This window comes from Pseudomonas sp. MWU13-2100 (genome assembly GCF_023242365.1).
Lineage (GTDB): Bacteria > Pseudomonadota > Gammaproteobacteria > Pseudomonadales > Pseudomonadaceae > Aquipseudomonas.
This window is the reverse complement of the sequence record NZ_JALLIX010000023.1, coordinates 20066-38145: the sequence shown is the minus strand read 5'-3', so window position 1 is coordinate 38145 and position 18080 is coordinate 20066. Positions and strand designations below refer to the sequence as shown.

The 18080-nt window shown below is 64.6% G+C and carries 14 protein-coding genes; 4 read left to right on the top strand and 10 right to left on the bottom strand.

Going from position 1 to position 18080, the window contains the following annotated elements:
• Nucleotides 1-216: 216 nt before the first annotated feature.
• From M5B99_RS17070 to M5B99_RS17055, 4 genes are all read left to right on the top strand, one after another.
• Entirely contained in the window at nt 217-1269 is a 1053-nt protein-coding gene (locus M5B99_RS17070) for a WD40/YVTN/BNR-like repeat-containing protein (protein WP_248805139.1), read from the top strand.
• A gap of 20 nt (nt 1270-1289) precedes the next feature.
• Complete coding sequence (locus tag M5B99_RS17065; protein ID WP_248805138.1) at nt 1290-3674, top strand: efflux RND transporter permease subunit; 2385 nt, start codon at nt 1290-1292, stop codon at nt 3672-3674.
• A gap of 172 nt (nt 3675-3846) precedes the next feature.
• Complete coding sequence (locus M5B99_RS17060) at nt 3847-4122, top strand: DUF5629 family protein (protein WP_248805137.1); 276 nt, start codon at nt 3847-3849, stop codon at nt 4120-4122.
• A gap of 203 nt (nt 4123-4325) precedes the next feature.
• Nucleotides 4326-4505 carry a hypothetical protein gene (locus M5B99_RS17055; RefSeq protein ID WP_103495784.1) on the top strand — a complete coding sequence of 60 codons (180 nt, stop codon included), beginning with the start codon at nt 4326-4328 and terminating at the stop codon, nt 4503-4505.
• A 175-nt stretch (nt 4506-4680) separates the two neighbouring features.
• On the opposite strand, the gene M5B99_RS17050 is transcribed toward M5B99_RS17055, so the two are convergent.
• From M5B99_RS17050 to M5B99_RS17005, 10 genes are all read right to left on the bottom strand, one after another.
• On the bottom strand, nt 4681-5289 hold the full coding sequence (locus M5B99_RS17050; protein WP_248805136.1) for a glutathione S-transferase: 609 nt from the start codon (nt 5287-5289) through the stop codon (nt 4681-4683).
• The gene (locus M5B99_RS17045; protein ID WP_248805135.1) at nt 5286-8927 is read right to left on the bottom strand and encodes an AAA family ATPase; all 3642 of its coding nucleotides are present in this window, start codon (nt 8925-8927) and stop codon (nt 5286-5288) included. Before M5B99_RS17045 ends, M5B99_RS17050 begins: the two co-directional genes overlap by 4 nt.
• Nucleotides 8924-10168, bottom strand: a complete 1245-nt coding sequence (locus tag M5B99_RS17040) for an exonuclease SbcCD subunit D C-terminal domain-containing protein (RefSeq protein ID WP_248805134.1) — start codon at nt 10166-10168, stop codon at nt 8924-8926. Before M5B99_RS17040 ends, M5B99_RS17045 begins: the two co-directional genes overlap by 4 nt.
• A 20-nt stretch (nt 10169-10188) precedes the next feature.
• Entirely contained in the window at nt 10189-11838 is a 1650-nt protein-coding gene (locus tag M5B99_RS17035; protein WP_248805133.1) for a BatD family protein, read from the bottom strand.
• Nucleotides 11835-13592 carry a tetratricopeptide repeat protein gene (locus tag M5B99_RS17030; RefSeq protein ID WP_412548744.1) on the bottom strand — a complete coding sequence of 586 codons (1758 nt, stop codon included), beginning with the start codon at nt 13590-13592 and terminating at the stop codon, nt 11835-11837. The genes M5B99_RS17035 and M5B99_RS17030 overlap by 4 nt, the downstream gene beginning before the upstream one ends.
• A complete protein-coding gene (locus M5B99_RS17025; protein ID WP_248805131.1) occupies nt 13592-14668 on the bottom strand; it encodes a vWA domain-containing protein in 1077 nt (358 codons plus the stop codon). The genes M5B99_RS17030 and M5B99_RS17025 overlap by 1 nt, the downstream gene beginning before the upstream one ends.
• On the bottom strand, nt 14661-15155 hold the full coding sequence (locus M5B99_RS17020; protein WP_248805130.1) for a DUF4381 domain-containing protein: 495 nt from the start codon (nt 15153-15155) through the stop codon (nt 14661-14663). The genes M5B99_RS17025 and M5B99_RS17020 overlap by 8 nt, the downstream gene beginning before the upstream one ends.
• Nucleotides 15152-16096, bottom strand: a complete 945-nt coding sequence (locus tag M5B99_RS17015) for a DUF58 domain-containing protein (RefSeq protein ID WP_248805129.1) — start codon at nt 16094-16096, stop codon at nt 15152-15154. The genes M5B99_RS17020 and M5B99_RS17015 overlap by 4 nt, the downstream gene beginning before the upstream one ends.
• Before the next feature lie 8 nt (nt 16097-16104).
• Entirely contained in the window at nt 16105-17064 is a 960-nt protein-coding gene (locus tag M5B99_RS17010; RefSeq protein WP_100942931.1) for an AAA family ATPase, read from the bottom strand.
• A gap of 213 nt (nt 17065-17277) precedes the next feature.
• Nucleotides 17278-18030: a CDP-diacylglycerol diphosphatase gene (locus M5B99_RS17005; protein WP_248805128.1), complete on the bottom strand. Its 753-nt coding sequence runs from the start codon at nt 18028-18030 to the stop codon at nt 17278-17280.
• Nucleotides 18031-18080 lie beyond the last annotated feature (50 nt).

Sequence of the window (18080 nt, the reverse complement as noted above, 5' to 3'; positions counted from 1 at the left end):
TGATACCCCATCATTCAGGCTTCCCCTCAACGCCCCGGGTTAACAAAAGATAACGTGGCGTCGATTGTCAGACGATTCCAAAGCCCGATAGGATAGCCCCAGCTTTAGAAGGGGCTCTAGATTGCCGGTTTCAGACGACCCGGCAGTCATGAAACGCCCTCGAAGGCGCCCTGAAAGGTTGGACGACCTGACAATAATAAATGGGGAGAAAGGTCTATGAATGAGCCTGTGAGGCCTACGGGTTCTTGCTGTCCGCCGACATGGCGCGGCACGGCATTGCTGGTGACGGCGCTGGCGCTGTCGGGACTGGCGGGACTGCCGGCCAGCGCATACGCGACAACGCCCGGCACTGCCGACACTGTCTACTCCATCGAATCCTCCAAGGCCATCAAGGGCCTGCTGCTCGACGTGGTCCACGCCGGCAAGCGGCTGGTAGCCGTCGGCGATCGCGGGCACATCCTTTTCTCCGACGACCAGGGCGGCCACTGGACCCAGGCCCGGGTCCCGACCCGGCAGATGCTCACCGCGGTCTATTTCGTCGATGACCAGCACGGCTGGGCCGTCGGCCACGACGCGCAGATTCTCGCCAGCACCGACGGCGGCGCCACCTGGACCCGCCAGTTCCAGGACCTCAAGCGTGAAGCACCCTTGCTCGACCTCTGGTTCAAGGACGCCAGCACGGGGTTTGCCGTGGGCGCCTACGGGGCCCTGCTGGAAACCACCGACGGCGGTCAGCACTGGAAAAACGTCAGCGAGCGCATCGACAACCCCGACCAGTTCCACCTTAACGCCATCGCCGCGGTCAAGGATGCCGGACTGTTCATCGTGGGCGAGCAGGGCAGCATGTTCCGCTCCGCCGACTGGGGCCAGACCTGGGAACACGTCGACGGCCCCTACCAGGGCTCGCTGTTCGGCGTGATCGGTACCGCTCAACCCTCCACGCTGCTGGCCTACGGTCTGCGCGGCAACCTCTACCGCTCCAGCAACTTCGGCAGCAGCTGGGAACCGGTGGCACTCAAGGCCGCCCGTGGTGCCCTGGAGTTCGGCCTGTCCGGCGCGACCTTGCTGGCCGATGGCTCGCTGGTGATCGTCGGCAACGGCGGCAGCGTGATCCGCAGCACCGATGACGGCGTGACCTTCAGCGTATTCAACCGTCCCGACCGGATTTCCCTGTCGGCGGTGACGGCGGCCGGCAACGGCAACCTGATCCTCGTCGGCCAGGGCGGCGCCCACACCACCACGCCAACGGGCGCTGAGCTGGGCCAATAACAAGAAAGGCGGGAATCTTCATGAGCAGTCAGCAAAGTCATCATCAAGACAAGGCGACGTTTCTCGAGCGCCTGATTTTCAACAACCGCCCGGCAGTGATCGTCATCTGCCTGCTGGTCAGCACCTTCCTGTTCTGGCAGGCCACGCTGATCCGGCCGTCCACCAGCTTCGAGAAAATGATTCCGCTCAAGCATCCGTTCATTGAAAAGATGATGGAGCACCGCAACGACCTCGCCAACCTGGGCAACACCGTGCGGATTTCGCTGGAGGCCAAGGACGGCGATATCTTCACCAAGGACTATATGGAGACCCTGCGTCAGGTCAACGACGAGGTGTTCTACATCCCCGGCGTCGACCGCTCCGGCCTCAAGTCGCTGTGGAGCCCCAGCGTGCGCTGGACCGAGGTGACGGAGGAGGGCTTTGCCGGCGGCGAAGTGATCCCGCAGAGCTACAACGGCTCGGCCGACAGCCTGGAAAAACTGCGAAACAACGTACTCAAGTCCGGCCAGGTCGGACGTCTGGTGGCCAACGACTTCAAGTCGAGCATCGTCGATATCCCGCTGCTGGAGTCCTACCCGGACCCGCAGGACCAGGGCAAGTTGCTGGCGCTGGACTACCAGAAGTTCTCCCACCAGCTCGAAGAGAAGATCCGCGACAAGTTCGAAGCGCAGAACCCCAATGTGAAGGTGCATATCGTCGGCTTCGCCAAGAAGGTCGGTGACCTGATCGACGGCCTGGTCATGGTGGTGCTGTTCTTCGGCGTGGCCTTCGTCATCACCCTGGTGCTGCTGTACTGGTTCACCTGGTGCATCCGCAGCACCATCGCCGTGCTGATCACCACCCTGGTGGCGGTGGTCTGGCAACTGGGGCTGATGCACACGTTCGGCTTCGGCCTGGACCCGTATTCGATGCTGGTGCCGTTCCTGATCTTCGCCATCGGCATCTCCCATGGCGTGCAGAAAATCAACGGCATCGCCTTGCAGTCCAGCGATGCCGACAACGCCCTGACGGCGGCCCGGCGGACCTTCCGGCAACTGTTCCTGCCGGGGATGATCGCCATCCTCGCCGACGCCGTGGGCTTTATCACCCTGTTGATCATCGACATCGGCGTGATCCGCGAACTGGCCATCGGTGCCTCCATCGGCGTGGCGGTGATCGTGTTCACCAACCTGATCCTGCTGCCGGTGGCGATCTCCTATGTCGGCATCAGCAAGCGAGCGGTCGGGCGCAGCAAGAAGGATGCGACCCGCGAGCACCCGTTCTGGCGCCTGCTGGCGAATTTCGCCAGCCCCAAGGTCGCCCCGGTGTCCATCGTCCTGGCCCTGCTGGCCCTGGGCGGCGGCCTCTGGTACGGGCAGAACCTGAAGATCGGCGACCTTGACCAGGGCGCGCCGGAGCTGCGTCCCGACTCGCGCTACAACAAGGACAACCGCTTTATCATCAACAACTACTCCACCAGTTCCGATGTGCTGGTGGTGATGGTCAAGACGCCGCCCGAGGGCTGTTCGCACTATGAGGCCATGGCGCCCATCGACGAGCTGATGTGGAAGATGCAGAACACCGAGGGCGTGCAGTCGGCGATCTCCCTGGTGACCGTGTCCAAGCAGATGATCAAGGGCATGAACGAGGGCAACCTGAAATGGGAAACCCTGTCGCGCAACCCCGATGTGCTGAACAACTCCATCGCCCGCGCCGACGGCCTGTACAACAACAATTGCTCGCTGGCCCCGGTGCTGGTGTTCCTCAACGACCACAAGGCCGCGACCCTCGACCGCGCGGTGCATGCGGTGCAGGACTTCGCCAAGGAGAACAACAAGGACGGCCTGGAATTCCTCCTCGCCGCCGGCAACGCCGGGATCGAGGCGGCCACCAACGAAGTGATCAAGGAGTCGGAACTGACCATCCTGATCCTGGTGTACCTCTGCGTGGCGACCATGTGCATGATCACCTTCCGTTCCTGGGCGGCGACCTTGTGCATCGTCCTGCCGCTGGTGCTGACCTCGGTGCTGGGGAACGCGCTGATGGCGTTCATGGGCATCGGCGTGAAGGTCGCGACCTTGCCGGTGGTGGCGCTGGGCGTGGGGATCGGCGTGGACTACGGCATCTACATCTACAGTCGCCTGGAAAGCTTCCTGCGTGCCGGGCTGCCGTTGCAGGAGGCCTATTACCAGACGCTGAAATCCACCGGCAAGGCGGTGCTGTTCACGGGGTTGTGCCTGGCGATCGGGGTCTGCACCTGGATCTTCTCGGCGATCAAGTTCCAGGCCGACATGGGCCTGATGCTGACCTTCATGCTGCTCTGGAACATGTTCGGCGCGCTGTGGCTGTTGCCGGCGCTGGCGCGGTTCCTGATCAAGCCGGAGAAGCTGGCGGGGAAGGTCGGTGGGTCGTTGTTTTCCCATTGAGAACAGCTGATGCGCAGGCGCTGAATCCCCCCTGTGGGAGCGGCGCTTGCCCGCGAAGAGGCCCTTGATGCCGCCAAAAGCTTCGCGGGCAAGCTCCGCTCCCACAGGTAGTGGCGCCGCTGCAGGGCAATATCGCCTATCATGGGGACTTCCCCAAACACGATAGAACATCATGACCGCTGCAACCGAAACCCTGCTCAGTGCCCTTGAAACCTGCAACATGCTTGAAGTCGACGGCCTGCACGCCTTCGATTTCACCCTCGACGACAGCCGCCTGCTGATCGAGTGCATGGATGGCCGGGCCGAGAAACGCTGGAGTTTCACCCGTGCCCAGCTTGAAGCGGCGACCTTCGACGAGGCCCTGCAGAGCTGGACCCTGAGCGACGACTCCAGCGAACACCGGCTGGTCTGCATGAGCGCCTTCACCGGGCGCGACGAAGAGGAGTAAGGCGTTTGCCGCATCGGTTCATCTCGTCGTCCGCGCTGCGACAATAGACCGCAGTCCCTGATGAATCAGGGACTTGCGCTTCTATTAATGACGCTGATATCCGCTACTGCTGCAATGAATTTCAACGATGCAAGCCCTCGGATGTACTTTTGACTCACGGCCTGAAAGGGCAAGCAAGCCAACTGACATCGAGGGTTACCAGCATGAACTTCAATCTTTTCTCCATCATCGCCGCTTCCGCTGTTTCCGCCACCGTAGCCCTGCCTGCCAGCGCCAACGTGGAAATCAACAGCCCGAAAAGCCACACCCAGAGCTACACCCAGAAATACCTGCAACAGAGCGCCAACTTCTACGCCGCGCTGGATCACAAAGCCCAGCACTGAGCGTTAGGCCGGGACGCATACCTTGTGGGAGTTGGACCGCTGCGAAGAGGCCTTTGAGGCCACCAAAAGCTTCGTGGGCTGGCACCGCTCTCACACCACTCCCACAAGGTATGCGTCCTGGCTCAGGTTAAGTTGCGCGTTTCAGATTGAATGCGATTAAGTGAGCAAGCCCACATCAGCGCCTGGCCATGACCGCATTGAACAGTTCCGAAGCCAGGAACTGTTCCAGCCAAGCCTGTAGATGTTTGTACGGCGCTTGCGCAAACCACACCTGATCCACATGGGCAAATTGGCGCACGAAAGGTGCGACTGCAATGTCCGCCAGGCTCAGGTGTTCGGCCGACAGATGGCCGTTACGCGCAAGCAGACCGTCCAGCTTCAAGAGAAACTGCGCGCCCTGTTGCCGATAGTGCTCCATGGCAAACTCCGGGTAGCGCACTGCGTACTTGTAGCGGTCCAGCCACGGCTTGAAAACCCTGTCGTTCTCCTCGATCAGCAGTGCCGCGGCCTGTGCCGCCAGCGGATCGCGGCTGAGCAGCCAATCCTGCGGATCATGCCGGGCCAGTACCCAGTGCATGATCTCCAGACTCTGTTCGATCACCCGTCCATCCGCACACGCCAGCACCGGCACCGTGCCCTTGCTCGACAGCGCCAGCATCCGCGCCGGCTTGTCCTTGAGGCTGACTTCCTCGATATGCACCGCCACGCCGCCATACCGCAGCGCCATGCGTGCGCGCATGGCATAAGGGCAGCGCCGGAACGAATACAGCGTGGCCGGCGTCATTTCACCTCCAGGGTGCTCAGCCCGTTGCCCTGACGGCGTACCTGAATCTGCACCGGTATCCGCTCGTGCATTTCCTGCACGTGGGAAATCACCGCGACCTTGCGGCCCTGGGCCTGCAAGCCGTCCAGCGCATCCATCGCCAGTTGCAGGGATTCCGGGTCAAGGCTGCCGAAGCCTTCGTCGATAAACAGCGATTCGATTTTCAGCGTGCTCGAGGCCATCGACGCCAGCCCCAGGGCCAGGGCCAGCGAAACCAGGAAAGTTTCGCCGCCGGACAGCGAATGCACCGAACGCAGTTCGTCGCCCATCTCCGTGTCCATCACCAACAACCCGAGCATGCTGCCGCCGCGCTTGAGGCGATAACGCCGCACCAGCTGGCGCAATTGCGCGTTGGCATGGTGCACCAGCAGGTCGAGGTTGTAGGCCTGGGCCAGTTTGCGGAAGCGGTCGCCGGTGGCCGAGCCGATCAGCGCGTCGAGGCGCGCCCAGCGCTGATACTCGCTGTTGGCTTCGGCGATGCGTTGCTGCAGCTCCTGGTTGGCGTCCTGGCGGCGCTGGTCTTCGGCCTGTTGCGCGCGGAGTTCCGCACACTGCTGCTCGCTGGCGACCAGTTGGGTTTGCAGCTCGCCCAGGGCGGCGTCCAGCGCCGGGGCATCAAGGTTGCCGTTGTGCTGGGCCTGATGGTGCTGGAGGTGCTTTTCCCGTTCCTGCAACAACACCCTGGCCTGTTCGACGGCCTTTTCGCTGGCCTGCAATTGCTGGCGCAACTGGCTGACGTATTCGTCGTCGCAGGCCAGCAGTTGCTCAAGTCCGGCGTCGTCCAGCTGCGGGTGAAGGGCTCGCCAGTGCGCGACCTGTTGCGCCAGTTCCAGGCTTTCCTGTTCCAGGGCCTGCCGGCGTTCCTGGCGGGCCTTGAGGTCGGCGCCGAGCTGGATCAGTTGGCTGTCGAGCGCCTGCAACTGCTGGCTGGCCGATGCATCGGCTTGCCGTGCATGCTCCACCGCCTGGTCCATCTGCTGTTGCCAGGCTTCGACGCTGGCGTGTTCGCCGATCAGACCGACCAGTTTGAGCTGACTGGCCTGCTGCTGTTCAAACACTAGGTCGCCGCGTTGTTTCAGCTCTTCGTATTGCTGTTCGCGGGTCTGCTGACGGACTTGCTCCAGTTCGATCTTTTCCTGGCGCTCGCGCTGTTCCTGTTGCTCCTCGCGCTGTTGTTCCAACTGGCCCAGACGCTGCGCGACCTGTTGGTCGAGCTGCATGAAGGTCGCCGCCGGATCATTGCGCAGGCCTTGCAGGGTCTCGGTCGGCAACAGGCTGGCGAAGGCGCCCAGTTCCTCTTCCAGGCGCTCTTGATCGGTGCCCATCTGGCGTTGCTGATCAAGCAACTGCTGGTGCGCGGCCTGGCTGGCTTCGCTGGCCGCATGCAGTTGTTGCTGGAGCCGTGCGGCCTCCTGTTGCAGGGTGAGCAGGGCGGTTTGCCGCTGCTCGTCCTGATTGATGTTCTGTTGCAATTGTTGCAACTGCTGGCTGAGCCAGGCCTCGCGGCGAGCGCCATCCTGCGCCAGCAACGCGCTGTGCAAGGGGTGCGCTTGCAGGCTCGGCGCCAGTTCCTGATGCTGCTGGGTCAACTGTTCCTGCTGGCTGTGCAGTTCTTTTTGCTGGGCGATCAGCCCGCCGACCTTCTCCCGTAGCAGGTTGAGCTTTTCCGTCAGGGTGTCGACAGCCTGGCGTGCCGAGGCTTCTTCGCTCTCGTCGTGACGGCCGAGACTCTGCAACAGGGCCTCGGGTTGATGGTAGGGATGTTCTTGGCTGCCACACACCGGGCAGGGCTGGTCGTCCTGCAACTGCCCACGTAATTCCTCGACGCTGGCGCTGCGGGCCAGGCGCTGACGTTCGAGCAGTTGCCGGGTAATCGTCAGGGCCTGTTCGGCGACCTTGAGTTCATCCCGTGCCTGCAAGCCTTCGCGGTTGAGTTCATCGCGTTGCTGTTGGGCGCTCTGTTGTCGTTCCTGCAACTGCTGCGTGCGTTGGTCCAGCTCGCGCTGGCGACTCCACAGCCGTTGCAGCTCTTCGAAGGCACGCAGTTGCTTGCGATTGTCCTGCAGCAGGCTGCCGAGAATCTGGATCTGTTCGCCGACGGCAGCCGGCTCCGCCCCGGCTTCGCTGTACAGCACTTCGAGCGCGCCGCGCTGCTCGGCCAGTTGTTGGTCGGCGTGGACGACCCGTGCCTGCAACTGCGCCAGCTCGCGTTGACCCTGGTTCAGGCGATTGCCGATCAACATCAACTGCTGCAACCGATCGCGATAGGCGTTCCAGGCCTCGCTCAACGGGGCGAGGGCGGCGCTGTGCTGCAACTGTTCGGCGATCTGCTCCAGGCGCGTGGCGACCTGCTGTTGTTGCTCCAACAGTGAGGTGAGCTGTGTGCGCCCTTCGCTACTGGCCTGTTCTGCCGCTTGTTTCTGTCGCTCGGCGTCGCCCAGGTCCTTGCCCAGGTGGGTCAAGGTGGTCTGTTCATCAAAGGCCTGGCGCAGCAGAGGAGCGCTTGCGCTTTGTCGGGCCAGGGCCTCGGTCAACTGGGCGTGGGCGTTCGACTGGCTCTGTTCCAGCTGTTGCTGGCGGGTCTGCAAGTCGGTCTGCTGGTCAATATGCTGCTGGATCTGCGCGGCCAGCGGCGCAAGCTGCTCATTCAGCTGGCGCTGACGGGCGAACTGATGCCGCTGCGGCGCCAGTTGTTCCAGGCGGGCGAGCTGCTGACGCTGGTTCGCGCAGGCCTGCCAGTCCTGTTCGGCGCCGTGCAGTTGCTCGACGGCGGCCTGGTGTTGTTCCTGCCATTGCAGCAACTCCTTGAGCCAGGTGTGCTGCAACTCCAGTTGCTTGAGTTGGGCCTGCCGGGTCTTGAGTTGCTGCTGTGCCTCGGCAAATTGTCGATCAAGCTCAAGCCGGGCTTCAACGTCCATCGGCGCGACGCCACCGGCCTGGTCCAGCAACAGCTTGTGGGCTTCGCGGGCCTGTTTGGTCTTGTCGAAGGCGCGACGGCCGAGACGGGTGTAGAGCGCGGTGTCGGTGAGCTTTTCCAGCAATTCGCTGCGTTCGTTGTCGTCAGCCTTGAGAAAGGCGCTGAACTCGCTCTGGGCCAGCAACACGGCGCGGGTGAACTGTTCGAAGTTCAGGCCCAGGCGGTTTTCGAGCAGGGTCTTGTATTCGCCTTTCTGGCTCGCCAGCAATTGATCACTGTCCAGGTCGCGCAAGCTCTGGCGGCTGGCCTGCAACTTGCCGCCGGCCTTGTCCCGGGCGCGGTTGGCTTCCCAGCGGGCGCGGTAGCGGCGGCCATCGATGCCGACGAAATCCACCTCGGCATAGCCGGTACCGGTGCCACGGCGCAGCAGGGTGCGCGGGTCGCCGGTGCCGATCTCGCCGTCGGCGTCCGGCACCTTGGCATCGCGCGAGGCGTTGTTCAGCCGGGGCACGGCGCCGAACAGGGCCAGGCACAAGGCGTCGAGCAGGGTGCTTTTACCGGCGCCGGTGGGGCCGGTAATGGCGAACAGGCCGGCACTGGCCAGGGGCTCGGCGGTGAAGTCCAGTTCAAAGGGGCCGGCGAGGGAAGCCAGGTTCTTCAGGCGGATGGCGACGATCTTCATGGCTGTTCGCCCTCCAACTGGACTTCCTGCAACAGCAGGGCGAAGTCATCGAGGGTCGCTTCGTCCACTGGGTTGCCATAGCTGTCCTGCCAGGCGCGGCTGAACAGTTCCTGCGGGCTGAGCTGGTCGAGGTTGATCAGTCGCTCGTTGTCCGTTTCGCTTTCGCTACCGTTTGCCCCCGCGTATTCGGCGGCGATCCGCACCAGGCGCACGGCCTTGCCCTGCAAGGCGGTTTCCACTTGCTGGCGCAGGTCCGGTTGCGGTTCATCCAGGCGTACCCGCACTTCCAGCCAGGGTTGGCGTTGCAGGTCGGCCAGCAGGTCGACATCCGGCAGCTGCGCCAGCTGTTCGAGGATCTCGGCAAAGGGGGCTGGGCCCAGGCGCTGCAGGTTCACGGCGCGGGGGATCAGGCAGCTGTCGACACTGACCAGGGTTTCGCCGTCGAGGACGATGTCGAGGATCTGGTGCTGATAGGCGATTTCGGAAAACGACAGCGGAATCGGTGAGCCGCTGTAGCGGATGCGTTCCTCGCCGTTGACCTTCTGCGGCTTGTGCAGGTGGCCGAGGGCGACATAACTGACACTGGCGTCGAACAGGTTCGCCGGCAGGGCTTCGGCGCTGCCGATGATCAGGCTGCGTTCCGAGTCTTCGGAGACCGAGCCGCCGGCCATATGCGCATGGCTGACGGCGATCAGGGCCTGGCCCGGCTGGCGCTTGGCATTGGCCGCGGCGATCAGGCGCCGATGCACCTCGCCGATCCCCTTCAGGTAGTCGTCCCCCAGCTGTGTGCCGGTGACTTCGGCGGGGCGCAGGAAGGGCAGGGCCAGGCACCAGGCGGCGATCTCGCCGTTCGCGGCGGGTAACGGCAGCAGCAGGCGCTCGCTGTCCAGCTCGCCGTCGTCGAGCCACAGCACCCGGCCCACCGCATGGGTGCGCAGGCGCCGCATCAGTGGCGCGGGCAGTTCGATACGCGAACCGGAGTCGTGGTTGCCGGCAATCATCACGATGGTCAGCAGCGGCTGTTGTTCGTGGGCGCTGACGATAAAGTCGTAGAGGCGCTCCTGGGCTTTGACCGGCGGGTTGACGGTGTCGAAGATATCGCCGGCGATCAGCAGGACATCGGGCTGCTGTTGCCCGAGTCGGGCCAGCAGCCAGGTGAGGAAACAAGCATGTTCGAAATCTCGCTCCTGGCCATGAAGGTTCTGGCCAAGATGCCAGTCGGAGGTGTGAAACAGGCGCAAGGCAAACTCCAACTTATCGATTATTTGGGGTAGAGCGGCGGCAGGCTGCTGTCGCTGAGCGGGTCCTGGACGCGCTCGGCGACCGGGATCGCGCGGATCGCCCGCCACAGTTCCTCGCCTTGCCAATACTGGCCGGATTCGCTGTAGAGCGCGCCATTGAGGCCGTCCAGCGCATCGGACAGGGTGACGAAGCGCGCGGCCATGTCGGCCAGGGTTTCCGGTTGTTGCCGGGCCCAGGCATCCAGGGCCTGGCGGGTGGCCTGGGGATCGTTGGCCAGGCAGGTACGTTTGAGATCGTCGAGCAGCGTCCGTGGGCTCGGACCGGTCTGGGCGGCGCGGTGCACCGCCGGTTGCGAGCGGGCCCTCCACCACAGGCCGAAACCGAGCAGGGTGGTGCAGGCGAGGATCAGCGTGCTGAGCCTCCAGACCCACAGCAGCGGCGGTTGTGGCGGCGCGTTGTTGGCGGCGCTGCTCACCGGTGTGTCCACCGCCAGGCTCGGGTTGTTCGCCACTTGCAGGGTCCGCGCCGGCAGGCTGCTGCGTTCCATGTGGTCTTCGTGGGTGTTCCACCAGAGCACTTCCACCGCCGGCAGGTCGAAGCTGCCGCTGTGGGTCGGGACCAGCGCCTCGCGTTCCCCGCGGGTGCCGATCAGGCCGCGTTCGCTGTTCTGGTTGCTCAGTTGCGGTTGGTCCGGGTAGCGCCGCAAGCCATTGATCGTGGTCGCCGGCAGCGGCGGCAGTTGCCCGCTGGAGAGCCCTTCGGCCTTGAGGGTCAGGCTGCGGGTCAGGGAGTCGCCGACCTGGCTGTGATCCGGTTCCGGGCTCCAGCTTTCACTGAGACTCAGGCTGCGGGCCGGCAGCCATGGCACATCGACCGGCCAGGTGGTGGGCTGCGGCTTGACCTGCAAGAGCATCTGCGCGGAGCTGACGCGCATCAGCTTGCCGGGCTTGGAGCCCTGGGGCGCCTGGCCCTGTGTCTGATTCGGCTGGGCGTCGACCAGGGTCGCGGTAAACACCTGGGCGGGGATGCTCAGTTCGCCGCTGTGCTGCGGGTAGATTGCATAGCGCCACTCGATCACGCCATGGCGCACGCCGTTGATCAGCTTTTCGTAAGTGCGCGACTCACCCAACTGCTCGATACGGGCGTCAGGGATCTGCAGCGGGGTGAGGCTGCTGTCGTCATACAGCGACACCGAGTGATAGATGCGCAACGTCAGCACGGCCTGGGCCTGGACGTAGACGCTGTCCTGGTCGAGGCTGGCGTCGATGAACACCGGTGCCAGGTTGCTGGCCGTGGCCTGCTCCTCGCCTTGCACCACCTGCAGGGTGATCGGCTCGCTGCTGAGTTCGCCCAGGTGCAATGGCGGAATCACCACGCTGCCGTTTTCCCTGGGCGTCAGGGTGACGATCCAGCGCGTGGTGGACTGGCTCTCGCCGCCCAGGGTGGTCAACTGATTGACCTGGCGGGTGCCGCGCACTTCGAACTGCGGGTCCAGCGGGGCCAGGTCGGGCTTGCCGAACTGGGTGACATCCTTGGACTCGAGGGTCAGCTCCACCGACTCGCCTGAGTTCAGGCGCGTGCGGTCGACGCTGGCCAGCAAGCCCTCGGCCCGGGCCGACAGGTTGACGCAGAGCAGCAGCGTAAGGAACAGGGAGAAGCGCAGGGTCATCGGGTCTTGTCCTGATGGAGCTGTTGTTCGTACCAGAATTTGCGCCGCAGCAGTTCTCCCGGGTCATCGGGGATCTGCCGCAGCCATTGTTCCAACGCCTGATGGCGTTCACCGTCGATGATATCGGCGGCGGCCCGCAAGGGCGGGTGGGTGGTCTGTTCGTCGCCCAGCTCGCTGCCCGGTACCTCATTGCCGCCGGGTTGATTACCCGCTTGGCTGGCCTGGGCGTCCGGCGGCTGATTGCCGCTCGGTGGGTTCTGCTCCTGGGGCGCGGACTGCGTTGAGGCGGTGCTGGACGAATTCGTCCCCGCCGGGGCTGCTTGAGCGGCGCTGTGTGCGTTGCCGGTTTCGGCGGCGTCGGCGGGTTTGCTCGGCTCAGCCGGCGGTGTGGCCTGTTTTTCCCGGAGCAACTCTTCCACCAGTGTCCGGTTGCGCAAGGCCGGTCGCAAGTCCGGCTGACGTTCCAGGGCCTGTTCGTAAGCGTCCAGTGCCGCCTCCAGCTCGCCGCTGCGGGCCAGGGCGTTGCCCCGATTGTAGTGGGCGTTGGCATCGTCGCTTTCGGCAAACTTCTTCGCGGCGCCGCTGTAGTCGCCAGCTTCATAAAGGGCCAGGCCTTGCCATTGCGGATCGTCGAAATGTTGCGCGGCTTCGAGCGGGCGCTTTTGCTCAAGTAGCTGCTGGCCCTGTTGGTCCGGCCGCAACCACAGATCCCTCAGCTCAAAGGCCTGGCTCGGCTGCGGGAACAGGAAGAACAGCGGCAGGCAGAACAGCCAGCCACGCCGTCCGGCACAGGCGGCCAGCAGCAGGAGCGGCAGCAGCAGCCAGTAACCCTGGTCGGCCCAACTGTCGAGCTGCACGGTCTGGCCGTCCTTGCGCAGATGGCGCGGGCCGTCCAGCAGGCCGAGGCCGCGCAGGTCGCTATCGTCCAGACGGGCCTGGCGGTAGCGGCCGCCGATTTCGCCGGCGAAGTCTTTCAGGCTCTGGCTGTCGAGATGCGGCACCAGGATCATGCCTTGGGCGTCCTTGAGGAAGCCGCCGTTCTCCTGGGCCACGGGCGCGCCATCGCGGGTGCCGATTCCGAGGATCAGCAGGTTGTGGGGCTTGGCCTCCAGGGCCTGGCGAATACCTTGGCGCTCCTGCTCGCTGAGGGACGAGCCGATCAGCAGCAGTCGGCCCTCGCCGAGGGCGCCGCGTTCGAGCAGGGTCAGGGCCCTTTTTACCGCGAGGTCGGCGCGATGGCCCTCCTCGGGCATGATCGAGGGTTTGATGGCGTCCAGCAGATTGCGGCTGGTGCCCAGGTCATCGGACAGCGGCACCAGGGTGTGGGCGCTGCCGGCGTAGACGATGATTGCCGTCTGCGAGTCGCTGCGGGCGCGCAACAGGTCGAAGAGTTTGCGCCGGGCCTGTTCCAGGCGGTTCGGCGGCGTGTCGGTGGCGAGCATGTCCGGCGTCAGTTCGAGCAGCACCACCAGCGGGTCCAAAGGTTTCTGGCTGGACTCTTCGACCCGTTCCCAGCTCGGCCCGAGCAGGGCCAGGGCGGCCAGGGTCCAACCCAGGCCGAGGGCGATCAGGTGCAGTTTGCTGCTGTTGCGGCTGCCGCCATTGAGCAGGACCCGATGGAATGCCGTCGGCAGGATCATCTGCCAGCGGCCGGCGCGTTTCTGCCGGTGCCAGAGTTGCCAGAGCAGCCAGCCCAGCAGCGGCAGGACCAACAGCCAGGCGGGGCGGAACCAGTGCGGCCAGAAGGCTTCGATCATCGACGCCTCCGCAGGCGCAGACGTTCCAGGCGCTGGCGCCATTCCGGGCGCTGCGGCAGGAAATGTCGCCGGGCCAGCCAGCGTTGCAACAGGTTGTCCGGCCAGCGTTCGCGGATCGCCAGCAACACGCTGACCAACAGGGCCAGGCTCAGGGGCCAGTGATACAGCGCCCGGGCGGGGCGGGCCTGGGTCGGCTGCTGAGCGACAGGTTCAAGCTGGTCGAGGGTTTCCTTGACGGCTTTCAGCTCCTCGCCGTCGCGGGCCCGGAAATAACGTCCGCCGGTGATGCTGGCGATCTCCTTCAGCGCCGGTTCGTCGAGGTCCATGCTCGGGTTCAGGCCGAGCATGCTCAGGGTGCCGGTTTGTTGCGGATCGGCACCCATGCCGATGGTGTAGATCTTCACGCTTTCTTCGGCGGCCAGGCGCGCGGCGGTGATTGGGTCGATTTCGCCGGCATTGTTGGCACCGTCGGTGACCAGGATCAGCACCCGGCTTTGCGCCGGACGCTGGCGCAGGCGCTTGATGGCCAGGCCGATGGCGTCGCCGATGGCGGTGTTCTTGCCGGCGATGCCGATTTTCGCTTCATCCAGCCAGATGCGCACGGTGCGTCGGTCGAAGGTCAGCGGTGCCTGCACATAGGCCTTGCTGCCGAACAGGATCAGGCCCACGCGATCGCCTTCACGGTGTTCGAGAAAGTCGCCGAGCAGGTGCTGGACCAGGCCCAGGCGGCTGATGTCCTCGTCCTGCCAGCGCATGTCGGGGTATTCCATGGAGCCGGACAGGTCCACCGCCACCAGCAAGTCGCGACCGCTGGCGGCCACCGGCAGGGGGTCGCCCAGCCATTGCGGACGCGCGGCGGCGGACAGCAGCAGCAGCCAGAGCAGGATGAACGGCAGTTGCTGGCGCCAGCTCGGCAGGCTGACCCGGGCCCGGCGCCGGGCCAGGCTTTCCAGGTCGGCGAGAAAGCTGATCTTCAGCGAGGCTTCGCCGCTGTCGGCCACCGGCAACAGCAGGCGCATCAGCCAGGGCAGTGGCAGCAGGGCAAAGAGCCAGGGCCAGGCGAACTCAAACATGTTTGCGGATCCAGGTGTCGATCGCCTGGCTCAACCCGGCGATGGCCTTGTCGTCGAGCTTGCATTCGGGCTTGTAGGCGCCTTCCACCAGCACCATCCAGCGGGTCAGGCCGGCGGCCGGGCAGCGGTTGTCGAGAAAGGCCAGCCATTTGCGGCCATTGAGGGTGTGGCTCTGGCTGTAGGGGTAATGGTTGCGGCACAAGCGCTTGAGCAGGCCGTTGAGTTGTTGCAGCCAGGCCCCGGCCGGTGCGCCGTCATAGGGTTTGGGCAACTGCGCGAGTTCCGCCAGGGCGGCCAGGCGTACCGGGTCCAGGGGTTGTTCGGCGCGGGCGACGGGGCGCTTGGCCGGGAGGAAACGGCGCAGGTACCAGAGCCCGATGCCCAGCAGCGGAATCAGTCCCAGCAGCAGCCACCAGCCCGGTGCCGGTGGCCAGAAACCCTGGATCGGCGGGGTGATCAGCGGTTGTAGTTGCTCCAGGCTGCTCATGGCTGTTTCCCCGGTCGCTGGGGGTTCAGGTACTCGCGCAACTGCTCGACCATTTCGCTCTGGGTGCTCAAGGGCATCAACAGTACCCGCAGTTTCTGCGCCAGCAGCTCCCAGCGGGCAATCCGCGCTTCGCCCTGGGCTCGGTAGGCCTGGCGCAGTTCCAGGTTGAGGGTATCGAGCTCCAATTGTGCGCCGCGTTCGGCGAAACGCAACAGGCCGGCGGCGGGGAGGGCGTGGTCGAGGGGATCGGAGACCGGCAGCATCAGCAGGTCGCAATGGCGCGAGAGCAGGTTGAGCTGTTGTTCGGCGGCATCGCTCAGGGCCCGCTCGTCACAGATCACGATCACCAGGCTGCCGGGACGCAGCACCTTGCGCGCGCGGATCAGTGCCAGGCCCAGGGCATTGGGCTCGGCGGCGGCTTCGGTGTGCAGCGAGTGGTTGACCCGCACCAGGCGGTTGAGCAGTTGCAACAGGCTTTGCTTGCTGCGCCGCGGTTTGATTTCGTAGTGCTCGTTGTCGCCATAGACCAGGCCGCCGACCCGGTCGTTGTGGCCCAGGGCGGCCCAGCCGATCAAGCTCGCGGCCTGGGCGGCGAGCACCGACTTGAAGGTCAGCCCCGAGCCAAAGAACAGTTGGCGGCTCTGTTCCACCAGAATGAAGATCGGCCGTTCGCGCTCTTCGTGAAAAAGCTTGGTATGGGGTTCCTGGGTGCGAGCGGTGACGCGCCAGTCGATGGTGCGCACATCGTCGCCGGCCTGGTAGACCCGCACCTGGTCGAAGTCGACCCCCCGCCCGCGCAACTTCGAGTGGTGCAGGCCGATCAGCGGGCTGCGCTGGCTCGGCGTCGAGAACAGCTGCACTTCGCGCACGCGATGGCGCATCTCGATCAGTTCGGCGAGGGTGGTGCGGATGCCGGGTTCGGCGGGCAGGGGCGCGATCATGGTCCGGGTCAGGCGACGGCGACGACATCGAGGATGCGTTGCACCACCCGATCCTGGTCGATCCCGGCGGCTTCGGCCTCGAACGACAGGATGATGCGGTGGCGCAGCACATCGAACAGCACCGCCTGGATGTCCTCGGGGCTGACGAAGTCGCGACCGGCCAGCCAGGCATGCGCCCGCGCGCAGCGGTCCAGGGCGATGGAGCCGCGAGGGCTGGCGCCGTAGGCGATCCACTCGGCCATCTCCGGGTCGAACTTGGCCGGCGTACGGGTTGCCATCACCAGTTGCACCAGGTACTCCTCCACCGCATCGGCCATGTACAAGCCGAGGATTTCCTTGCGCGCGGCGAAGATCGCCTGCTGGCTGACCCGGCGCTCGGGCTTGGTTTCGCCGTTCAGGGCTTCGCCCCGGGCCTGTTGCAGGATGCGCCGTTCGACCGCGGCATCGGGAAAGCCGATCTTGACGTGCATCAGGAAACGGTCGAGCTGGGCTTCGGGCAGCGGGTAGGTGCCTTCCTGCTCGATCGGGTTCTGGGTCGCCATCACCAGGAACAGCGGCGACAGGTCGTAAGTGCTGCGGCCGACGCTGACCTGGCGCTCGGCCATGGCTTCGAGCAGGGCCGACTGGACCTTGGCCGGGGCGCGGTTGATTTCATCGGCCAGCACCAGGTTGTGGAAGATCGGGCCTTGCTGGAACACGAAGCTGCCGGTTTCCGGGCGATAGATCTCGGTGCCGGTGATGTCGGCCGGGAGCAGGTCGGGGGTGAACTGGATGCGATGGAACTGCGCTTCGATGCCTTCGGCCAACTCCTTGATGGCTTTGGTCTTGGCCAGGCCCGGGGCGCCTTCGACCAGCATGTGGCCGTCGGCCAGCAGGGCGATCAACAGACGCTCGACGAGCTTTTCCTGGCCGAGGATCTGCGCTGAGAGAAAGGTTCGCAGCGCAAGCAGCGCTTCACGATGTTCCATCGATGAGTGTTCCTGGAGAGGGTCGCCGGCGGCATTCGATGAATGTCACGGCTGGGGGCGTTACTTTAATGCATCGGGGGCGTTGACGACTAACGGCTATGGGGATTTTTATGGGTTTTGAGGAAAAGTCTTACCTTGTTGGGAATCATCTCCTGCAAGTAGCCCCGCCTTGGTGATCTTCCCCCGGGCGGGGCGGGGTGGGCACACTCCAGGTTATCTGGCCAGTGCGCAGCCATAGTCCTGGATCTCACCGGCCGAGCCGCGACTGAAACCGACCAGGCTCAAACGGTTGGCCAGCAACAACAGATCGCCACCCGGTGCGACCACCAGGGCCAGGCCATAGCGGGACAGGCTGTCACCCCGCTGTCGGGCATATTCAGCCAGCACCTTGAACGGGTTTTCCTGTTTCAGGTCCTGGCCGTTGAGGCGTTTGGCCAGGTACTCATGACCGTTCAGCCTGACGGCCAGTGGTTGCCACGCCTGGGTCACCTGCGGGGCCTGTGCGACCACTTGCTGGTAGACCTCGGGGCGCAGGCAGGCCAGATGGATATGCAACTGGCCCTGGGAGCGACCATACGGTGAGTTGATCGCCAGCGAGAGGAATTCGTCCTTGATCGGCTTGCCGGCTTCGGCGGACAGGCGCCCACGTTGCTGCCAGGCACTGGCGAAAAAGGCGTAGGCGTTGTCCTCGAGCAGCAGCGGACTCTCGATGCCGGTGACCCGGTCCGTCGGAATGGTCAGGTCATGCAGAGGGCCCTGGCGATCCTTGAGCAAGGCGACATGTTGCTGCAGATCCACCCTCAGGCACGGCGCTGGGTTCTGCGCGTCCTGCTGGTGGGGCACGCATTGCTGGCTGACAATCTGCCAGAGCGCGTTGCCTTTGCCGAGCCCCCAGATCAGCCAGGACCCCGCCGCCAGCACCATGACCACCAAGGCCAGCCCTACCATTTTCCGCCACTTGCTCATGCCACTTTCCTGATCAGAAGTAAAAACCCGGACACTCTAAACCAGCCCTT